Below are 19958 nucleotides of genomic sequence, written 5' to 3'. Positions count from 1 at the left end.
CAGCGCGGCGTCCGGATGGGCGGGCCCGACACGCGCAACGCGTGCCGGGGCCGCCTCCCTGGCCTATTGCTTGTAGAAGGTCATGTCGTCCACGTGGAGCCAGCCGGTGCCGGACCCGACGCTCGTCCAGAAGCCGATCTCGGCGCTGCCGTTGCTGACGTTGATGTTGCTGATGGTCAGCTGCGTGTAGACGTTCGAAGCCACCGAGGTGACAGACACCTGGCTGCCGCCGAAGCCCTTCACGTAGAGCTGGTGGCCGGCCGTGCCCCGCACCCAGGCCTTCACGGTGTAAGACCCGTTGGGCAGGCCAGTGAGGGTCTGGGCGGTGTAAGCCTGGTACGCGCCCGTGCCGTTGTGCACCAGGTGCGACGAGCCGGAGTTGGGCTGCGTCGTGGCGCTGGACACCGCGCCGCCCTGCGACCACGTGCTCCAGCCACTCAGCCCGCCCTCGAAGCCGGCATTGCTCAGCAGGTTCACACCGCCGTCGATGACGTCGACCCGGTCCCCCACGACGTAGGTACCCGTGGCGCTGGCGTTCTTGGCACCGGTGGTGCGTACCTTCAGCGTGTGACTGCCGGCGGAAAGCACCGGGCTGCTCCACAGCAGCACGTCGTCCTTGCGGGTGGCCGAGTAGGCGTCGACCAGGGTCTCGGCGCCACCGTCGATGGACACGGCCGCAATGCCGTGCGCCGGCGCCTGCCCGCCGTACAGCTTGACCTGCGTGCCGGTGAACGGCACTTGGTAATAGGCGTTGGGGACACTGGACCAGTGGTTGTCGTTCAGGTAGGCACCGTTCTGCCCGCCGCTGGGCCAGTTGGCGGTGGTGTCGTAGCTGAACTGCGTGTCGTTGCGCGTCACGTTGCCGAGATAGGGCAGCAGGATGGGCAACAGCCGGTTGCTGACCTTGACGTGGCCGGCGTCACCGGGGTGAACCCCATCGGTGAAGTCGGTGGACCCCGTGGATGAATCCAACCAGCCGGTGGTATCCACGTAGTGCACTTTGGCATCGCCCGCGCTGATGCGCGCATTCACCACCGCCTGCGTCTCCGTCTGGTAATAGCCGCCGAAGGTGCGCAGCGCGAAGATGTCCGCGTTGGGGAACTTGGCCCGGATGTTCTGCAGGAAGGTGGTGTAGCGGCTCTGGAACGTGGCCGAAGGCACCGAGTTGAAGGCGTCGTTGGTGCCGAGGTTCACGACGACCAGCTTGACCGCGTAGTTGGCGAAGTTCCAGGCCGGGTTGCCGGTGCAGGCTACGTCGGGGCACCGGTTGGCCTGCCACAGCTTGAAGTACAGCGACTCCATCCCCGGGAAGGTGTTGTCCGAGTAGTGGTAGCCGTCGGACAGGGTGATTCCGGGATAGGAGATCTGGGTGTGGTCGGCGCCCATTCTTTCGCCGGTCAACCAAGCGTAGTCCGAGACTGCCACGTCGGTCGTCGTCACGCCGGAGGTGATGGAGTCGCCAATGAATTCCACCACCGGAAGGGGGTCGGGCCGCACCGTGGATGCGCCCGCGTCCAGCACCAGGCCTTGGAACGGCAACTCGGTCTTCTCGTACTTGGAGATGATCTTCAGCGTGTGCGTCCCGTTCGCCAGGGGCGTGGGCGTGAGGTCGACGGTGCCGATCCTGTCCCAGTGGGTGGTGGGCACCCCGTCGATGATGGCCATGAAGACCGTCTTCTCGGCCAGCTTCACCTTCACCGTCGTGCCGGTGAACTTGGTGGACAGGTACGAGCCGTTCCAATAGCTGCGATAGGTCGCGCTGTTGCCTTTGTCCCAGCGCCCGACGTAGTTGATGTTGGTGTCCGTCAGGTCGCCGTTGCCGGTGCCCGCCATGGCAGAGGCGCCGCAACAGGCCATCCCCATCAGGACGTAACGAAGGAGTCGCCGGGGCGCGAAAGCCCTGGCCGAACGATTACTGCGAGTCATGTCTCCGAACCTTTTTTCTAGGCAGCACGCTGCCTTTGGGATCCTGCCCTTGACGACCGACGCTCCGTCTGCGTGCGCGTTCGGCTGGCCCAGGATAGGAGGCACCCCGTAGAAATGATCAATGTGGTATGACCAAATTCATTTCGGTAAGACCAAGTTGGTTGGAAGTGAGGATTTTTTAACGCTTTGAAGGGCCGCTGACCGACCGCAGCTTCCAGTAGCGGTCGCAGCTCACGGCGCCTTGACGACGATCCGCTCGCCCGTATAGGCCACCGCAATCCCCTGGGCATCGAAGTCGATGGCTCGGTCGCCGGGCTTGATGAAACGGACGTGGAAGCGCCTGCTGCGCACCATGCCCGCGTAGCTGCCAGCGCGCGGCCCGATGGCGAGCTCGCCGCGCTTGTCGTCATAGGCGAAGGGGATGCGCGTGTACCGGCCCGTCCGGTACGCATTCGAAACGCCGTCGTCTTCGTAGAGGCTGTAGTGCCCATCCGCGCCGGTATGGACGTTGAGCGTGAGCGGCGCGTCGGGCTTCTCGTCCACGTACTGCGTGACCGGCCCCATCGGGAGGATGGCGCCCGCCCTGACGAACATGGGCATCTGGTCCAGCGGCGCGGCCACCGTTCGCGCCTCGCCGCCCTTGACCGCTTCACCCGTCCAGGCGTTATACCAAGTGGCCGCGCCAGGAAAGTAGACCGTGCGCGAGGTGGCGCCATGGCGCGTCACCGGCGCCACCAGGATGGAAGGGCCGAACAGGTACTGGTCGGCGACCCGCTTGGCCGTCGCGTCGGCCGGGAAGTCCAGGGCCAGGCCGCGCATGATGGGCGCGCCCTCGAAGTGGCTGTCCGCGGCGGCGGTGTAGATGTAGGGCATTAGCCGGTAGCGCAGTTCCAGGAACCACACCATGTTGGCCCGCATGGCGGACCCTTCGGGCGAGATTTCGTGGATCTCGCGCTTGACCCCCTCGCCGTGGCTGCGCATCAGCGGGGAGAAGGCGCCGAACTGCCACCAGCGCTGGTTCAGCTCCTGCCATTCCTTCAGGTCCGCCTCGGTGCGGACGCCGCCTGCCACGCGGTTCTCCTGCAGCCCGCCGACCGAGCGGTCCTGGAACCGGCCTTCCTGCGAGTAGCCGCCGATGTCGTGGGTCCAGTTGGGCACGCCGGAGAAGCCGGCCTGCACGCCGGCCGAGATCTGCTTGTGCAGGCTGTCCCAGGTGCCGACGACGTCGCCCGACCACAAGGCCGCCGCATTGCGCTGCACGCCCGCGAAGGCGGATCGGGTCAGGATGAAATGCCGGGCGTCCGGCCGGTCCCGCATCAGGCCGTCGTGCACGGCCTGGGTGCTCATGGTGGCGTAGGCGTTGGTGACCAGCGCCCCCGGGCCCATCTGCGTCGGCGTGATCAGCTCGGCGAATTCCTCGGGGCTGGTGTTGGAGCGCACGTCCGGCTCGGTGTTGTCCATCCACCAGGCGTCGAAGCCGAGGTCGACCAGCGGCTTCTTCATCTGCCGGTAGTAGATGTCGCGCGCCTCCTGGTTGTAGGGCGAGTAGTGGCTGTTCAGGTGGCCGGCGCCCACCCAGTCCTTCATGCCCAGCTCCACATTGCGGCGCCACATGTAGCCCTTGGCGTCCAGCTCCTTGTAGTGGGCGGTGTTGGCGTAGAACTTGCCCCAGATCGAAATCATGATGCGCGCGTGCTGGCGATGCACCTCGTCGACCATGCCCTTGGGGTCGGGGAAGCGCGCCGCATCGAAGCTGTGGCTGCCCCATTGGTCCTCCGGCCAGTAGAACCAGTCCTGCACGATGGCGTCGATGGGCCAGCGATTGGCGCGGTAGGTCTTGAGCACGTCGAGCAGCTCCGCCTGCGTGCGGTAGCGCTGCCGTGATTGCCAGAAGCCGTAGGCCCACTTCGGCATCATCGGCGGGATGCCGGTGACGTGGTGATAGCCGCGTATGACGCCTTGCATGGAATCGGCGCCGATGAAGTAGTAGTTGAGGCCGGTGCCGGCCTCGGACGCGAAGCGCAGCGAGTGCTTGTCGGCGGCCGGCTCGGGGTCGGCGTGATGCAGCGAGATCAGGCCGCTGGTGCGCAGCCATTCGACATGCAGCCTGACCGGCTTGCCCGGGGTGAACCGCTGCTCGAAATTGTTGTACCAGCCGTTCCAGCCCATGCGCCAGATGCCGTGGTCGAACACGGTCTTGCCGTCGACCTTCAGCGTCACGTAGTCGGACGCGAACAGACGCATCTTGTGCAGCCCTGGCTGGTCGGACGCGGCCGTGCCCTCCCAGACGACCTTGACCTTCTTGCCGCGGGTGGCGGCGCGGCTCAACGCGGGGTCGGACGGCCAGAGCCTGGCGACATCGCTGAGGAACTGATAGCGGATGTCGGGCTCCACGCGGGTCAGGATCAGCCGGTCGTCGACGTAGTAGCTGGCGGTCAGGCCGCTGGCGCCGTCCAACGCGGTGAGCTTCAGGTCGCGGCTGGCCAGCCCGAAGCGCCGCGGGTTGCCGAAGCGGGTCACGGCGTTGTTGTCCCAGAGCACGCCGTAGTTCCTGTCGGACACGATGAACGGGATGGCGACGTCCATGTTGCGCTGCCGCAGCTCGACGTCCTCGCCGTTCAGGTCCATCTGGGCGTTCTGGTGCTGGCCCAGGCCGTAGAAAGCCTCGGTCGTGCCCCGGTTGAACTGGATGGAGGGGGCGACATAGGGCTGCCCCTCGACGATGACCGGCTGGATGTCCGCCCGGTCCGTCGTCAGCACGGCGGCACCCTTGGCGTCGAAGAACGTGACCCGCCCGTCCATCAACGACACCTTGGCCGACGCCTTGCCGGCGTCGAGCGTCACGGCGTCGGGCCCGGCCTTCACCGTGAAGCGGCCGCTCGGCGTCGCGACGGCCATCAGCGACGCCATCTGCGGCCGCGCGGGATCGTCGACGCCGACGACCTGGATGATGGACTCGGTGATGGCGTTCAGGCGGAGTTCCTTCACGCTGCCCATATCGGGCCTGACCAGCACGCCGGTGGGCGTTTGCTGGAAGCTGCCGGCGAAGGCTGCCGTGGTCGCCAGCACCGTGACGGCCAGCAGGGAAAGCGAGAGGGGTCGGGTCATGTCCATCAGGCCACAGCGACGGTCAGGGTGGTCGTCTGCAGCTCGACGCTGTTGGGGCCGGTCATGAGGGTGAAGCTGCCGGGTTCGACGACACGCTTCATGTCCATGCCGTAGAACTGCAGCTCGGCCGGCGTCACGGTGAAGGTGACGGTGCGCCGCTCGCCCGGCGCCAGCGTCACGCGCGCGAAGCCCTTCAGTTCCTTGACCGGCCGCGTGACGGACGAGATGTCGTCGCGGATGTAGAGCTGCACCACCTCGTCGCCTTGCCGCTTGCCGGTGTTGGTCACGTCCACCGACACGGTCACGCTGTCCGCCGGGGCGATGGTCGCCTTCGACAACCGCGGCGCCGACAGCGTGAACGTCGTGTAGCTGAGGCCGAAGCCGAAGGGATAAAGCGGCGTGTGGTCGGCGCCCAGGTAGCCGCGGCTGGCCGTCGGCTTGGCGTTGTAGAACACGGGCAACTGGCCCGCGTTGCGCGGGATGCTGATCGGCAGCTTGCCGCCCGGGTTGGCGCGGCCGAACAGGATGTCGGCCGCGGCATGCCCGGTTTCCTGGCCGAGGTACCAGCCCTCGACGATGGCGCCGGCCTTGGCCTGCAGCAGGTTGATCGACAGCGGCTTGCCGTTGAGCAGGAAGACGACCGTCGGCTTGTTCAACGCGAAGATCGCTGCGGCCAGGTCGTTCTGCTGGCCGATGAGCTCCAGCGAGTCACGGTCGCCCAGGTGGCTGTCCGACCACGCCTCGCGGGTGGTCTGCTCGTTGTCGCCCAGCACCATGACGATGGTGTCCGCCTGCCTGGCGGCCTCGACCGCCTCGGCGATGAGGCGGGCGTTGACGGCCGGGTCGATGAAGCGCACGTCGTCCTCGGCCCACTCGCGCTTCTCGGTCAGGCGCACCGCCTCGCGATAGTCCAACGCAAAACCCTGGGCCTTCGCTTCAGCAGCCAGCGCGTCGTGGATGGACACGACATGGCGCGGGATGTCGGAATAGCCGCCGATGGGCGTGTCCTTGGCGTGCGTGCCGAGCAGCAGCAGCTTGCCGACCCGTTTGCCGTCCAGCGGCAGCACGCCGTCGTTCTTCAGCAGCACGGCCGAACGCACCGCAGCTTCGCGCGCCAGGGCCACCGCGTCCGGCGTGGCGGTCAGTCCGTCCGCCTTGTCGGCATCGACGTACGGGTTCTCGAACAGCCCGGCGAGGAACTTCAATTCCAGGATGCGGCGGACCACCGCGTCGATCTCGGCTTCCTGGATGCGGCCGGCCTTCACGAGGCCGACGAGCTGCGGATACCCGCCGATGTCGGGCGTCTCGATGTCGACCCCGGCGGTGAAGGCGCGGTAGGCGGCCTCCTTGATGTCGGGCACCAGGCGATGCCGGCCCTGCAGCTCCTGGAGCGCGAAGTAGTCGGACACCGTCACGCCCTTGAAGCCCCATTCGTCGCGCAGGATGGTCTTCAGCAGCCAGCGATTCGCATGCGAAGGCACGCCGTCGATCTCGTTGTAGGAGGGCATGACGGCCGCGATCGGCGTCTCGCGGATGATCTTCTCGAACGGCGGGAAGAAGACTTCGCGCAGCACGCGCTCGGAGATCTGCGCAGGCGCCGTGTTGATGCCGCGCTCCGGCTGGCCATGGCCGGTCATGTGCTTGAGCGTCGCCATCACCTTGCCAGGCGCGAGCTTGCGCTGCGTGCCCGAGAACCCGGTGACGGCCGCCTTGCCCAGCACGCCCATCAGGTAGGGGTCCTCGCCGAAGGTCTCTTCCACGCGGCCCCAGCGCGGGTCGCGGCAGACGTCCACCACGGGCGCCAGTGCGAGGTTGGCGCCGCGCGCCCGCATCTCCCGCGCGCAGACGGAGAAAACGCGCTCGATCAGCACCGGGTCGAACGAAGAGGCCAGCCCAATGGCCTGAGGAAAGCAGGTCGCGTCGCGCGCGGCATAGCCATGCAGGCTCTCCTCGTGCATGAACAACGGGATGCCCAGGCGCGTGCCTTCGATGGCCCAGCGCTGCGCCGCATTGACATACGCCGCGGTCTCGCCGGCCGTGCGGTTGGCGATGGCCGCATCCGCACCCGCATTGGTGTTGTCCACGCCCTTGCGGTCGCTGGGGCGGGCCAACATGCCAATGCCATGCGGCAGCGCCTGCGTGGCTCGCGCCGCGTCGAAATCACCGCGCTCGTTCTGCACGACGTTCTTGCCGATCCAGACGCACATCGTCTGCGCCACCTTCTCGTCCAGCGTCATGCGGGAGAGCAGGTCTTGGACGCGCGCCTCCACGGCCGCGCCGGCCTGCTTATAGAGCGGCAGATCGGGCTTGGCCGCGCCGGCACCGCCGGCCGTGGCGAGCCCCGCGGCGCTCACGCTTTGCACAAAACGACGACGCGTCACACCGGTGCTGCTCATGGGTCTCCTTGCTTTCGCGGGCGGTTGTTTCGGGCGGAGTATTGCAAGGCCGGTGGCACGGCCCGACAGGGGCTAAGCGATGCGCGCATAGACCGCCGTGTCCCTGGCCTGCCCGTCCACGCCGAGCGCATCGCACCGCAGCACGCCTTCCAGCGTGAAGCCGCAACGCTCGGCCACGGCGCGGCTCTTCAGATTGCGAGCGTCGCAGCGGATCTCCACGCGGCGCGCGCCCAGCCGGTCGAAGGCCAGCACCGCCAGCAGCCGCACGGCCTCGCTGACATGGCCCTGGCCCGCCGCCTCGGGGCGGATCCAGTAGCCGATCTCGAACTTGCGCACCGTCCAGTCGATGCGGTGCAGGCCCGTGCCGCCCAGCAACCGCCCGGCGCTGCCATCGGGCTTGCGGGCATAGATCTGGAAGCACAGGTCGCTGCGGGTGATGAAGTCGGCCTGCATGCGGCGCACCACCATCTCGGAGCTTTCGGCCGTCGGCGCGTCCTGCGCCCATGGCATCCAGGGCCGCAGGTGCGACAGCGACTGCGCGATGACGACGGCCATCTCGGCACCCAGGCCCGCACGCGGCGCCAGCAGCACCGTGCGCTCGCCGTCGAGGCGCTCGGGGACGTCGATCAGCAACGGGTCGATGCTCATGCGGTCACCGCTTCCACGGGCTTGGGCAGCTCGCGCACGCCGCGGATGGCCTCATGCCGCCAGGCCCACAGCGCCAGCAGGCAGGCGCCCGCGCCCGCAAAGCCCAGCGCCGCCCGCAGGCCGACATGCTCGCCCAGCCAGCCGCCGATCAACGCGCCCGGCCCGGCCGGCAGCAGGATGAGCCAGCGCATCGTGCTGGTCATGCGGCCGAGCATGGGCGCCGGCGTGACGGCCTGGCGCAGCGACAGGAAGTTGATGAAGATCAGCACCGCGCCCACGCCGAAGGCGAACAGCATCAGCCCGAAGCTGAACACCCCCGCGGCACCGGCCGGCGCCAAGGCCAGCTGGCCCCAGCCGATGCCGCAGGCGGCATAGCCCAGCACCAGGCAGGGCCCCGGGCCGATGCGGCGGCTGATGCGGTGGCCGAAGATGCTGGCCAGCACCGTGCCGGCACCCAGCGCGATGTACGACAAGCCGACCGTCTGCGGTGCCAACTGCAGCTCGCGCGTGGCGAACAGGATCTGCACGACCAGCGCCGCGTTGTGGAACAGCTGCCAGCCGCCGGTCGCGGTAGCCAGGCTCACGAGCAGGCGGCGCTCGCGCACGAAATGCAGGCCGGCCTTCAGCTCGGTCCAGAAGCCCTGGCCGCTGCGCGCCAGCAGCGTCTCCTTGACCTGGATGCCACGCAGGATGGCCGCCGAGACCAGCAGCAGCAACGCGTCCACGGCGAGCGCCAGCGGCGCGCCGACCAGCTTGATCAAGGCGCCGGCCAGGCCAGGGCCGGCCACTTCGGCGCCGGACGAAGCCAGCGCGTTCTTCGCATGCGCCTCCACCAGCCGCTCGCGCGGCACCACCTGCGTCAGCACGATCTGCGCGGCGCTGCCGGCCACCGTGTAGACGCAGCCGAGCACGAAGCCGACGACGTAGAGCCAGGTCATGCCGAGCACGCCCAGCCAGGCGGCGATGGGCACCGTGGCCACCGCCACGGCCAGCAGACTCTCGCCCCAGATGTAGACCGGCAGCTTGCGGACACGGTCCAGCAGCACGCCGGCGGGCAGCGAGAACAGCACGAAGGGCAGGATCTCCATCGCCTGCAGCAGGCCCATCTGCGTGGGGCTGGCGTTGAGCAGCACGGCCGCCGTCAGCGGCAGGGCCAGCATGGTGATCTGGCCGCCCAGCGACGAGATCAGGATGGACGACCACAGCCGCCGATAGACCGCATCGCGCAGCAGGTCGCCGGGCGCGAGGGTGAAGAACTTGGGGAACATGACGCTAGGGCTCCGACAGGACTCGACAGGCGGGGGCCCCCGCCAGCTTGCATTGACACCGCAGGGGCGTCAGTCGAGGTCGAGCAGCTTGGTCATGCGCGGCATGCTAGCAGCGCCATGCAGCGGCGTCACGCGCGGCGCACGGTGAGTTCGGCATGACCCGTCGCCGCGTCGAACTCGCGCGACAGTGAACCGGCGGGCAGCGGCGCGACGAGCAGCTCGGCCGTGGTGCGCACCTCGCAGCCGGCGCAGACATGGCCACCCACCACGCGGCCCGAGGCGTCGGACACGCTGGCGTGCAGGTGGGCGCCGGCTGGCGTGAGGCTGCCGCTGAGCGTCAGGATCTCCAGCGGTCCTTCGATGCGCGTCGGGCCGGGTTCGCCTGCGAAGCGCAGTTGGGCATGGGTCAGGCTGCCGATGCCCGCGACGACAAAGCCCGTGCGGCCGGCAGCCTCCAGCGCACCGCGCAGGTCGTCGCCCGGCTGCAGCCGCAGCGCCTCCATCGTCAGAAGCCCACGGCCGCGCCGTCGCGGCGCGGGTCGCTGGCCGCCACGTAGCCTTCGACGCCCGGGTCGCCAAGCCGCCAGATGAACTGCCCGGCGCCGAAGTCCTGGTAGCTGTCGTGGATGTCACCGACCTGGTGGCCGCGCGCGCGCAGCGCCTCGATCGTTGCCGCCGGCATGTGCGGCTCGATGTTGATCGACAGGCCCTCGTTGAAGCGCCAGCGCGGCGCGTCACACGCGGCCTGCGGGTTCTGGCCGTAGCAGAGCATGCGCACAAGGGTCTGCATGTGGCCCTGCGGCTGCATGTTGCCGCCCATGACGCCGAAGCTCATCACCGGCACGCCATCCTTCGTCAGGAAGGCCGGGATGATGGTGTGGAACGGGCGCTTGCCCGGCGCGACCTGGTTGGGGTGGCCTGGCTCCAGCGTGAAGCAGTGGCCGCGGTTCTGCAGGCTGATGCCATAGCCCGGCAGCACCAGGCCGGAGCCGAAGCCCATGTAGTTGCTCTGGATGAAGCTGACCATCATCCCGGACTCGTCGGCCGCGGTGAGGTAGATGGTGCCGCCCTTGATGGGGTTGCCCGCACCGAAGACCTGGGCGCGCCGCGGGTCGATGAGCTTCGCGCGCTCGGCGAGATAGCCCGGATCGAGCAACTGGGCCGGGCTGACCGTCATCGCGCCCGGCTCGGCCACGAAGCGGTAGACGTCGGCGAAGGCCAGCTTCATCGCCTCGATCATCAGGTGCTGCGCCTCGGGGCTGTCGACCTCATGGGCCGTCACGTTGCACTGTTCCAGCAAGCCCAGCGCCATCTGCGCCGCGATGCCCTGGCCGTTGGGCGGGATCTCGTGCAGCGTGTGGCCGGCGAAGTCCTTCGCCAGCGGCGTGACCCATTCGGGGCGGTAGGCGGCCAGGTCGGCCTCGGTCAGCGCGCCGCCGGTGTCGCGCGCGAAGCGGGCCAACGCGGCCGCGATCTCGCCGCGGTAGAAGGCCTCGCCCCTGGACGCGGCGATCAGCTTCAGGCTGCGCGCCGCGTCCTCGAAGCGAAACAGCTCGCCCACCTCGGGCGCCCGACCTCGTGGCAGAAAGGCCGCGGCGAAGCCGGGCTGCGATGTCAGCTCGCTCAGCGCCGCGGCCATCGCCCACTTGCCTTGCACGATGGGTGGCACGGCATACCCGCGCTCGGCGATCTCGATGGCCGGCTGCATCAGGTCCGCGAACGGCAGCTTGCCGAAGCGCTCGCTCAGCGCCGCCCACGCGCCGACCGCGCCGGGCACCGTGACCGAGCCCCAGCCGCGCCGGGGCATGACCTGACCCCCGAAAAACTCCGGCGTCCATGCGGCCGGCGCCGGCCCCGAGGCATTGAGGCCGTGCAGTTGCCGTCCGTCCCAGAGGATGCAGAACGCATCCGAACCGAGGCCGTTGCTGCACGGCTCCACCAGCGTCATGCAGGCCGCGGTGGCGATGGCGGCATCGACCGCGTTGCCGCCTTGGCGCAGCACTTGCAGCCCGGCCTGTGCCGCGAGCGGGTGCGAGGTCGAGACGATGTTGCGCGCAAACAGCGGGCTGCGCCGGCTCGCGTAGCCAGCGGTCCAATCGAAGCGGGAGGCGGTAGTCATGGGCTCAGATTCTGCGCGTGTAAGGCTTTGCAACGCCAGCAGGCAGGGTCAACGCGACGGGCGGAGGCGTCGTTGTGGACCCAAGCTTTCGCGAAGCCCAAGCAACCCGAAACCCACTGGAGCCTCAAGATGAACACGTTGAAGACCACCATCGCCACCGCCCTCATCACGCTCGCATCGGGCGTGGCCCTGGCCCAGACCGCAGCACCTGCTGCCCCGGCCGTACCGGCCGCCGCGAAGACCACCGTGGCCCAGGCTGCGACACCGGCTACGCCTGCCACGGCCGCAACGCCCGCCACTGCCACGACACCGGCTGCGCCCGCTGTGGCCGCCACGCCGGCCACCCCGGCCAGTGCCCCCGCCAAGCACGCCCACAAGCATGCGAAGAAGCATGCCGAAGCGAAGGCCGCCGACGCCCCGGCCGCCAAGACCGAGACCAAGACGCAGTAAGCGCGACAGCGCTCCGCGCAAGGCCGCAGCCCTCACCGGCTGCGGCCTTTCCATTGAACCTTCAGCGGATCGGCGCCAGCTCCCGCAACGCCCTCACCGCACCCGCGCCGACGCCCGCGCCAAAGCGCTTGGCCAGCCGCTCGGCGACGTTGTCCTTGGGTGTGTAGTCGATGACCTCCTCGGCCTTGACCACCTCTCGGGCGACGAAGTCGAGATTGCCGAAACGGTCCGCGAGGCCCAGTTGCACGGCCTGCTCGCCGTTCCAGAACAGGCCCGAGAAGGTGTCAGGTGTTTCCTTCAGCCGCTTGCCGCGGCCTTCGCGCACGACGGCGATGAACTGCTGGTGGATCTGGTCCAGCATGGCCTGCGCGTAGGCGCGCTGCTTGGGCACCAGGGGGCTGAACGGGTCCAGCATGCCCTTGTTCTCCCCGGCCGTCAGCAGGCGCCGCTCGATGCCCAGCTTGTCCATCAGGCCGGTGAAGCCGAAACCGTCCATCAGCACGCCGATGGAGCCGACGACCGAGGCCTTGTCGACGAAGATCTCGTCCGCCGCCGCGGCGATGTAGTAAGCGCCCGACGCGCACATCTCCTCGACGACGGCATAGACCGGCTTGTCGTACTGCTTCTTCAGCCGCTTGATCTCGTCATAGACGATGCCCGCCTGCACCGGGCTGCCGCCGGGCGAGTTGATGCGCAGCACGACGGCCTGGGCGGCCTCGTCCTTGAAGGCATCGCGCAGCGCGGCCAGCAGCAGCTCGGCACTGGCCTCGGTATCCGCGGCGATCTCTCCCCGCACCTCGACGAGCGCGGTGTGCGGCGCGGTCGTCGGCGTGACGTGCCGCCCCTGCAGCCACAGCGTGTAGACCAGCAGCCCGGCCAGCATCAGCCAGAACAACCGGAACACCGTGCGCCAGCGCCGCTCCACCCGCCGCTCGCGCAGGAAGTCGCGGGCGAGCTGGGCCAGCAGCGTCTCGTTCAACGGCGCGGCAGGCGGTGGCGGCACGCCGACCGGCTCTTGCATCGGCGGCGGCAGGGAGTCGTCGGTGTTGCTGCTCATATCAGTCTTCAAAGGCGGGCTGGGTGTCGCGGGTCGGATGCCAGTAGACCTGGCCATCGCGTTCGGTCAGTTCGATCTTGGTCAGGCGCCCGCGGTTGCACGGGCCCATGACGCATTGGCCGGTCAGGGGCTCGTAGACGGCGCCATGGATGCTGCACATGATGAAGCGCTTGTCGCCGTCCAGGAACTCGCCTTCCTGCCAGTCCATCTCGGCCGGCACGTGCGCGCAACGGTTCAGGTAGGCCACGGCCTGGCCGTCGAAGCGCAGCGCGAAGGCGCGCACCGGCTCGCGCCACTGGATGACGTCGAAGCCGACCGCCTTGCCACGTTCCGGCAGTTCGTCCGACGCGCACAGGCGCTGCGGTGGGGCTACAGGGGTCTCAGGCATGTTCGATCAGCCAGTCGTGCAGCTCGCGCGTCGAATGCGCGACGAACAGCGGCTTGAACTCGGCGAAGGTTTCGTGATCGTGCGCGCCGAAGCTGACCGCTACGCAAGGCGTACCGGCATTGGCAGCCAGCTGCAGGTCGTGCGTCGTGTCACCGATCATCAGCGTGCGCTCCGGCTCGGCGCCGAACTCGCGCATCAGCTCCATCAGCATCTGCGGATGCGGCTTGGAGCGCGTCTCGTCGGCCGTGCGGCTGCCGTCGAAAAGGTGGCCCAGCGCGCTGGACGCCAGCACCCGGTCCAGGCCCACACGGTTCTTGCCCGTGGCGACAGCCAGCCAGTGATGGCGTGCCTTCAGCGCCTGCAGCATCTCCAGCGTGCCATCGAACAGCGACAGTTCATGCTCGGAGGCGAGGTAATGGTGGCGATAGCGCAGGCCGAGCTCGGGGTAGCGCTCCTCGGCCAGGCCCGGCACGGCGTGCTCCAGCGCATCGCGCAGCCCCAGGCCGATGACGTACTTGGCCCGCGCTAACTCGGGCTCTGGCAGGCCGATGTCGACGGCGGCGCGCTGGATGCAGCGGGCGATCAGCGCGGTGGAATCGAACAGGGTGCCGTCCCAGTCGAAGGCGATCAAGTCGAAGCGTTGCGGACGGGTGGTCATGGGGCGATTGTCGGCGTTCAGCGCGCAGGCACGGGAGCGAAGCGAGGCTCGGCACGGGGGCTGGCCTCCTCCGCGCATTGCAATTTTTCAACGGCGAAGCCATGCGCCAGCAAGCTCTGAACGCCAGGAGAGGTTGTCGTCACGCCGGCTTGCCGCAGCGCCGTCCAGATGGCGCGGTAGCGCGGCAGCGCGTCGGCGTCCGCCAGGCTGCAATCCAGCAAGAAGCGCGCGACCGGATTGCAGGAGAGGTAATCCGGCCCGTTACGCTGCGGCAGGGCTGCGAGCCCGCGGGCCCAGTGTGCGAAGTGCGGTTTCCAGATGTCGTACTTGTCGTCAAGGACGGCTGCCAATCGGAACGCGTCGTCCACGAAGCAGGCCTTCGCTGGCCCGGCAGCTTCGATGAGCCGGTTGAACGAGTCCAGCTGGCCTCGCCTTTCCGCTGCTTCGAGCAGCCAATGCGGCCCCAGGCCACCAGCGATCACGGGCGTGCGGCCGAAACGTTCCATCACGCCCGGCCCAAGCAGTCTTCGCTCGATCACCGCCCATGGCAATCCGCTGGCCGCCATTTCATGCGCAAGGCCCGCGCGCTCGTCCACGGTCAGCGGTGACAGCGACCAACGTGCCCTGAAACGTTCGACTTCGGAGTCTTCCGCCAGCGTCCACAACGCCAGGAGCCACTGGCGCCGGCGTTCGACGGGCACCGCCTCCAGCGCCTGGGCCGCCAGCCAGTGAAAGAGCGCCGGGCGCCTGTCGCACTCGAGAGCGCCATCGCAATAGGCGGCAATGGCCAACGGTAGCGCCAGCTCGCGAACCTTGACCTGCGTCGACATCCAGCGCCAGAACGCCGGGGCCTCGGCCGTGGCGTCATCGACATGGCGCCCGAGTTCCTGCGCCCAATCAAGAATCTGCGAGCCTGCTCTGAGACCGCACCAGACGTCCTCGTCCGTGCCCACGTCCGCAAGCAGCACGTCGCGACGGCGAGGTCGGCCGCCATCCGATGCCGAGGCGCGCAGGGGCTTCGATGCCACCGTCAGCTTCAAGCCCAAGCGCTGCAGGCGTGCTTGGACCACCGCGATGCGTTTCGCCGTCAACCGCGTGTGCGCGCTCGGGGCCGGCTGCACATGCACGGCCAAATCGCCCGCAGGACATTGCGCCGCGCGCACGGCAAGACGGTCAAGCGCCAACAGGCCATCGCGTGTGAGACGGTCCGTCTGCACCTCGAACAACAGGGGGAGCGGCCTGGGTGGGGCGATCGACAGTGCGGCCGCATGGGGCCAGCCAAGCAGCACAGCCAGGATGCCTAACCCCTGGAGCGCGCGTGCCGCCCAGCGGGCCGTCGTCATCACCGGCCTTCCAGGACGCGACTGCAATCCGCCGGCAGCGGCGCCTCGCAAACGAGCACCTCCCCCGTTGCCGGATGCTGCATCTGCAGCCGGCGCGCATGCAAGAACATCCGGTCGAACCTCGCCGGCCCACGCGCCAGTTCGCGGTTGCGCTCGAAGTCGCCGTACTTGGGGTCGCCGACGATGGGGTGGCCCGCCTGCTGCAGGTGCACGCGGATTTGATGCGTGCGGCCGGTCTTGATGGTCACATCCAGCAGACTGAACTGCGGCGTCTTCTGCACGACCTTGACGAGGCTGATCGACCGCTTGGCCTCTTCCTCGCCCGCCTTGCCCGGCCGTACCCAGCGCTCGCCGTCGCTGCCGATGAACTTCACCAGCGGCACGTCGATGACCTTGAGCTTCGCCGGCCAGTCGCCCCAGACCAGGGCGGCATAGGTCTTGCCCGTCTCGCGCTCGCGCAGCTGGTCCTGCAGGTTGACGAGGGCGCTGCGTTTCTTGGCGATCATCAACAGCCCGGAAGTCTCCTTGTCGAGCCGGTGCACCAGTTCCAGGAACTTGGCCGTCGGCCGCGCGCGGCGCAGCGCCTCGATGACACCGTAGCTGACGCCCGAGCCGCCGTGCACCGCGACGCCGGCCGGCTTGTCGATGACGAGCAGGTGGTCGTCCTCGAACACGACCGGGAACTCGCGCGCCGGCGCCTCGGGCTGGGCGGGCCGCTCCGGCAGCCGCACCGGCGGGATGCGCACCTCGTCGCCGATCTCCAGCCGGGTATCGGCCTGCGCGCGGCCCTTGTTGACGCGCACTTCACCCGCGCGGATGACCCGATAGACGTGGGTCTTGGGCACGCCCTTGAGCTCGCGCAGCAGGAAATTGTCCAGGCGCTGGCCGGCCGACCCCTCGTCCACGACGACGTGCCGAACCGAGGGCCGCACCGCGGGTTTGTCCGTACTCACGGCGGTGGCCAACCCCGTGGCAGGGGCCGCTGTGCCTGCCCCTATAATCCTTTTCACCACGTTGCTGCCGTAAGTGTTTGATTCTTTTGATTTTAGCGGCGGCAACGCGGGGCCCGAGGGGCGTGCCCCCAGGCCACAACAGGCGATGCAACGCATCCTGCGGCCAGCAGGCAGTTTCCCCAAGTGAAACCGCGGTCAGCGGCACGGTGCGGCAGAGCGATGACACCCGGAACCCACCGGCGTCTCTTCAACCGCTTTGAAGCGCGAAGAGATCCGGTTGCCAAACAAGGTTTTCACGGCGCGAGAGCGCGCGGCATCTTGCCGCAACAGCTCGCGCCAGCGTCCAGCAGTCCTTCGCGGATGAGCCCTTCCCTCCCCCACCCGCTGCGCCCCGCCGCGCGACCCCAGCCAGAAGCTGTGGTGGTCGCCTGGCCCGGCGCGTTTGCATGCGGCAAGGTCGAGGCAGGGCTTCCCCGCGCCATGACGGCACGGTCGCAAGCGCCAACGCCGCCCGGCGTCTGACCCCCGTCAGATACCCGAGCGGTCCAGGGCACTCCTTCCACGGTTCCACGCTGTCGCTCGTGCGTCTTGAACGCCACCCTCGGGTGGCATGACGTGGCGCGTCTCCACACGGGACGCGCGAAGGAGTGATGACATGAAACGCATGCTGATCAATGCGACGCAGCCGGAAGAACGGCGCCTCGCGATCGTTGATGGCCAGAAGCTGCTGGACTTCGAAACCGAAATCGAAGGCCGCGAACAGCGCAAGGGCAACATCTACAAGGCCGTCGTGACGCGGGTCGAGCCCTCGCTCGAAGCCTGCTTCGTCGACTACGGCGAGGACCGCCACGGCTTCCTGCCGTTCAAGGAAATCTCGCGCTCGTTCTTCCGCGAGGGCGCCGACGTCAAGAACGCGACCATCAAGGACGCGATCAAGGAGGGCCAGGAGCTGCTGGTCCAGGTCGAGAAGGAAGAGCGCGGCAACAAGGGCGCGGCGCTGACGACCTTCGTGTCGCTGGCCGGCCGCTACCTGGTGCTGATGCCCAACAACCCGCGCGGCGGTGGCGTGTCGCGCCGCATCGAGGGCGAGGACCGCGAGGAGCTGAAGGAAAACCTCGACCAGCTCGAGTACCCCAAGGGCATGTCCCTGATCGCCCGCACCGCCGGCATCGGCCGCTCGGCGCCGGAGCTGCAGTGGGACTTGAACTACATGCTCAAGCTCTGGACCGCGATCGACGACGCTGCCAAGGGCGGCAAGGGCGCCTACCTGATCTACCAGGAGTCCTCGCTCGTCATCCGCGCGATCCGCGACTACTTCACCGCCGACATCGGCGAGATCCTGATCGACACCGACGACCTGTTCGAGCAGGCCCACCAGTTCATGAACCACGTGATGCCCGACCAGGGCCATCGCGTGAAGCGCTACCGCGACGACGCGCCGCTGTTCAGCCGCTTCCAGATCGAGCACCAGATCGAGACGGCCTTCAGCCGCACGGTGAACCTGCCTTCAGGCGGCGCCATCGTCATCGACCACACCGAAGCGCTGGTGTCGGTCGACGTCAACTCGGCCCGCTCGACCCGCGGCACCGACATCGAAGAGACCGCCACCCGCACCAACCTCGAAGCGGCCGACGAGATCGCCCGCCAGATGCGCCTGCGCGACCTGGGCGGCCTCATCGTCGTCGACTTCATCGACATGGAGGAGAGCAAGAACCGCCGCGACGTGGAACAGCGCCTGCGCGACGCGCTGCGCCAGGACCGCGCCCGCGTGCAGTTCGCCTCCATCAGCAAGTTCGGCCTGCTCGAAATGAGCCGCCAGCGCCTGCGCCCGGCGCTGAGCGAAGGCAACCACATCACCTGCCCGCGCTGCAACGGCACCGGCCACATCCGCGACACCGAGTCCTCGGCGCTGCAGATCCTGCGCATGGTCCAGGAAGAGGCCATGAAGGACAACACCGCCGCCGTGCACGTGCAGGTGCCGGTGGAGGTCACGTCCTTCTTGCTGAACGAGAAGCGCACCGAGATCACCAAGATCGAACTCAAGCAGCGCGTGACCGTGCTGCTGGTGCCCAACAAGCACCTGGAGACGCCCAACTACAAGCTGGAGCGCCTGCGCCACGACGACCCGCGGCTGGAGAACCTGCAGGCCAGCTACACGATGATCGAAGAGCCGGAAGACGAGGTGGGCATCACCCGCCGCGACGCCGGCGAGAAGAAGAACAAGCAGGAGCCGGTCATCAAGGGCATCCTGCCCGAGCAGCCCGCGCCGCTGCCGGCACCGGCCGTGATCGCCCCGCCGCCGCCGGCACCGGCCCAGGTCGTCGCACCTCCGCCGCCGGCCCCCGCGGCCGAATCCAAGGGCTTCTTCAGCCGCTTGTTCAGCTTCTTCAGCGGCGGCGACACCGCTGCACCGGCCCCGGTCGTCGCCCCCCCGCCGCCGGCTCCCGCAGCCGTCACGACGGACAAGCCCAAGCGTGAAGGCGGCCGTGACGGCCGAGGCCGCGACGGTGGCCGCCGTGGTGAGCGCGGCGAGCGTGGTGAGCCGCGCGGCCAAGGTGGCCGCCGCGATGGCAAGCCGCAGGAGGCCCGCGGCGAGCGCGCCGAACGGGGCGAGCGCGCGGACCGCAAGCCGCGCAGCGAAGGCGCCGGCGACAAGCCCGAGCAACAGCAGCGTCCGGAGCGCACCGAGCGGCCCGACCGTGGTGAGCGGGGCGAGCGCGGCGAGCGCCGCCCACGTGGCGACCGCCAGGAACGCGCACCCGCAGAAACCGTGGCACCGCTGGCCGCGACGGCACCGCTGAACGAGGAACTGGCCGCCGCCCACGACGCGCCGCCGGCCTTCGTCGACAGCCAGGCCGAAGCCGGCCTGCCCGCAACCGGCGACACGCCGGCGGGCGAAGAGCGCCAGGGCCGCGGCCGCCGCCGTCGCCGTGGTGGCCGTGACCGTGCGGACGAGCAAGGCACACCGGCCGGCGATGAGGCGGCAGTCGAAGGCGCCACCGAAGCGCCTGCCGAAGCCGCAACGGACGCTGGTGCCGTCACCGATGCAGCGCCTGCCGCCGAAGGCGACGACGCGGCCGAAGGCCAGGGCCGCGAGAGCCGCCGCCGTGGTGGCCGCGGCCGCAACCGCAACCGCCGCGAGGAAGGTGCCGTCGAAGGCCAGGAAACCGCCGCCGGCGAAGAAGCAGCCAGCGTCGCCGAAGCCGAGCCGGTCCAGGGCTCGCTGATCGAGAACGCCATGGCCAGCGCCGCCGCGCCCGTCCAGGCACCGGCACCGGTGCCCGTCACGGTGGTCGCCCCGCCGCCGCCGGCACCGGCGCCGGTCGTCGAGACCTTCAAGCTGCCGCTGGGCGAGCTGCAAGCCATCGCCGAAGGTGCCGGCCTGCAATGGGTCAACTCCGACGCCGACAAGATCGCTGCGGCGCAGGCGGCCATCGCAGCCGAGCCGGCCCCGGCCCCCCTGGGCCGCGAGCCCGCCCCGGTGGCCGTCGTCGACGAGGGCCCGCTGGTGCTCGTCGAGACCCGCAAGGACCTGAGCCAGGTGAAGCTGCCGTTCGAGGCCTGATCACCTTCTCCTGACCTGCCCTACGAACGCCGCCGGCCACAAGCCGCGCGGCGTTTTCTCTTAGCCCCCTCAACACCCT

At 68.9% G+C, this 19958-nt stretch carries 14 protein-coding genes; 2 read left to right on the top strand and 12 right to left on the bottom strand.

Annotated elements, in window-relative coordinates; translation table 11 throughout:
* Positions 1-63: 63 nt before the first annotated feature.
* The 7 genes from ASD35_RS16830 to ASD35_RS16800 form a co-directional block, all read right to left on the bottom strand.
* On the bottom strand, positions 64-1833 hold the full coding sequence (locus tag ASD35_RS16830) for a GDSL-type esterase/lipase family protein (protein WP_056876114.1): 1770 nt from the start codon (positions 1831-1833) through the stop codon (positions 64-66).
* A gap of 324 nt (positions 1834-2157) precedes the next feature.
* Positions 2158-5034 carry a TIM-barrel domain-containing protein gene (locus ASD35_RS16825; protein WP_056876145.1) on the bottom strand — a complete coding sequence of 959 codons (2877 nt, stop codon included), beginning with the start codon at positions 5032-5034 and terminating at the stop codon, positions 2158-2160.
* 5 nt (positions 5035-5039) lie between these two features.
* Complete coding sequence (locus tag ASD35_RS16820; RefSeq protein WP_056876113.1) at positions 5040-7430, bottom strand: glycoside hydrolase family 3 N-terminal domain-containing protein; 2391 nt, start codon at positions 7428-7430, stop codon at positions 5040-5042.
* Positions 7431-7502: 72 nt separating this feature from the next.
* Positions 7503-8078 (bottom strand): GNAT family N-acetyltransferase, encoded by a 576-nt coding sequence (locus ASD35_RS16815; RefSeq protein ID WP_056876112.1) that lies wholly within the window; start codon positions 8076-8078, stop codon positions 7503-7505.
* Entirely contained in the window at positions 8075-9346 is a 1272-nt protein-coding gene (locus ASD35_RS16810) for an MFS transporter (RefSeq protein ID WP_056876111.1), read from the bottom strand. Before ASD35_RS16810 ends, ASD35_RS16815 begins: the two co-directional genes overlap by 4 nt.
* A 128-nt stretch (positions 9347-9474) precedes the next feature.
* Positions 9475-9855: a PPC domain-containing DNA-binding protein gene (locus tag ASD35_RS16805; RefSeq protein ID WP_369819222.1), complete on the bottom strand. Its 381-nt coding sequence runs from the start codon at positions 9853-9855 to the stop codon at positions 9475-9477.
* Positions 9852-11465 carry a gamma-glutamyltransferase family protein gene (locus ASD35_RS16800; protein ID WP_056876109.1) on the bottom strand — a complete coding sequence of 538 codons (1614 nt, stop codon included), beginning with the start codon at positions 11463-11465 and terminating at the stop codon, positions 9852-9854. Before ASD35_RS16800 ends, ASD35_RS16805 begins: the two co-directional genes overlap by 4 nt.
* 129 nt (positions 11466-11594) lie before the next feature.
* On the opposite strand from ASD35_RS16800, the gene ASD35_RS16795 reads away from it, so the two are divergent.
* Positions 11595-11915 (top strand): hypothetical protein, encoded by a 321-nt coding sequence (locus tag ASD35_RS16795; RefSeq protein ID WP_082580228.1) that lies wholly within the window; start codon positions 11595-11597, stop codon positions 11913-11915.
* Positions 11916-11976: 61 nt separating this feature from the next.
* On the opposite strand, the gene ASD35_RS16790 is transcribed toward ASD35_RS16795, so the two are convergent.
* From ASD35_RS16790 to ASD35_RS16770, 5 genes are read right to left on the bottom strand one after another with little or no spacing between them, the layout of a single operon-like run.
* Positions 11977-12972, bottom strand: a complete 996-nt coding sequence (locus tag ASD35_RS16790) for a S49 family peptidase (RefSeq protein WP_082580227.1) — start codon at positions 12970-12972, stop codon at positions 11977-11979.
* A 1-nt stretch (position 12973) separates the two neighbouring features.
* Positions 12974-13360, bottom strand: a complete 387-nt coding sequence (locus tag ASD35_RS16785) for a Rieske 2Fe-2S domain-containing protein (RefSeq protein ID WP_056876108.1) — start codon at positions 13358-13360, stop codon at positions 12974-12976.
* A complete protein-coding gene (locus ASD35_RS16780; protein ID WP_056876107.1) occupies positions 13353-14018 on the bottom strand; it encodes an HAD family hydrolase in 666 nt (221 codons plus the stop codon). Before ASD35_RS16780 ends, ASD35_RS16785 begins: the two co-directional genes overlap by 8 nt.
* Before the next feature lie 17 nt (positions 14019-14035).
* Positions 14036-15361, bottom strand: coding sequence for a hypothetical protein (locus ASD35_RS16775; protein WP_056876106.1), 1326 nt, complete (start codon positions 15359-15361; stop codon positions 14036-14038).
* Positions 15361-16314 (bottom strand): RluA family pseudouridine synthase, encoded by a 954-nt coding sequence (locus ASD35_RS16770; protein WP_235538377.1) that lies wholly within the window; start codon positions 16312-16314, stop codon positions 15361-15363. Before ASD35_RS16770 ends, ASD35_RS16775 begins: the two co-directional genes overlap by 1 nt.
* 655 nt (positions 16315-16969) lie before the next feature.
* Between ASD35_RS16770 and ASD35_RS16765 the strand changes: the two genes are divergently transcribed.
* A complete protein-coding gene (locus ASD35_RS16765) occupies positions 16970-19879 on the top strand; it encodes an Rne/Rng family ribonuclease (protein WP_056876105.1) in 2910 nt (969 codons plus the stop codon).
* Positions 19880-19958 lie beyond the last annotated feature (79 nt).

It is taken from the genome of Pelomonas sp. Root1444 (assembly GCF_001426885.1).
Lineage (GTDB): Bacteria > Pseudomonadota > Gammaproteobacteria > Burkholderiales > Burkholderiaceae_C > Pelomonas.
This window is presented reverse-complemented; position numbering and strand designations above follow the sequence as displayed.

Bases quoted from the DNA above. Each gene is read 5' to 3' on its own strand.
- ASD35_RS16830 (WP_056876114.1), bottom strand. From the start codon at position 1,833: ATGGCGGGCACCGGCAACGGCGACCTGACGGACACCAACATCAACTAC.
- ASD35_RS16825 (WP_056876145.1), bottom strand. From the start codon at position 5,034: ATGACCCGACCCCTCTCGCTTTCCCTGCTGGCCGTCACGGTGCTGGCG.
- ASD35_RS16820 (WP_056876113.1), bottom strand. From the start codon at position 7,430: ATGAGCAGCACCGGTGTGACGCGTCGTCGTTTTGTGCAAAGCGTGAGC.
- ASD35_RS16815 (WP_056876112.1), bottom strand. From the start codon at position 8,078: ATGAGCATCGACCCGTTGCTGATCGACGTCCCCGAGCGCCTCGACGGC.
- ASD35_RS16810 (WP_056876111.1), bottom strand. From the start codon at position 9,346: ATGTTCCCCAAGTTCTTCACCCTCGCGCCCGGCGACCTGCTGCGCGAT.
- ASD35_RS16800 (WP_056876109.1), bottom strand. From the start codon at position 11,465: ATGACTACCGCCTCCCGCTTCGATTGGACCGCTGGCTACGCGAGCCGG.
- ASD35_RS16795 (WP_082580228.1), top strand. From the start codon at position 11,595: ATGAACACGTTGAAGACCACCATCGCCACCGCCCTCATCACGCTCGCA.
- ASD35_RS16790 (WP_082580227.1), bottom strand. From the start codon at position 12,972: ATGAGCAGCAACACCGACGACTCCCTGCCGCCGCCGATGCAAGAGCCG.
- ASD35_RS16785 (WP_056876108.1), bottom strand. From the start codon at position 13,360: ATGCCTGAGACCCCTGTAGCCCCACCGCAGCGCCTGTGCGCGTCGGAC.
- ASD35_RS16780 (WP_056876107.1), bottom strand. From the start codon at position 14,018: ATGACCACCCGTCCGCAACGCTTCGACTTGATCGCCTTCGACTGGGAC.
- ASD35_RS16775 (WP_056876106.1), bottom strand. From the start codon at position 15,361: ATGACGACGGCCCGCTGGGCGGCACGCGCGCTCCAGGGGTTAGGCATC.
- ASD35_RS16765 (WP_056876105.1), top strand. From the start codon at position 16,970: ATGAAACGCATGCTGATCAATGCGACGCAGCCGGAAGAACGGCGCCTC.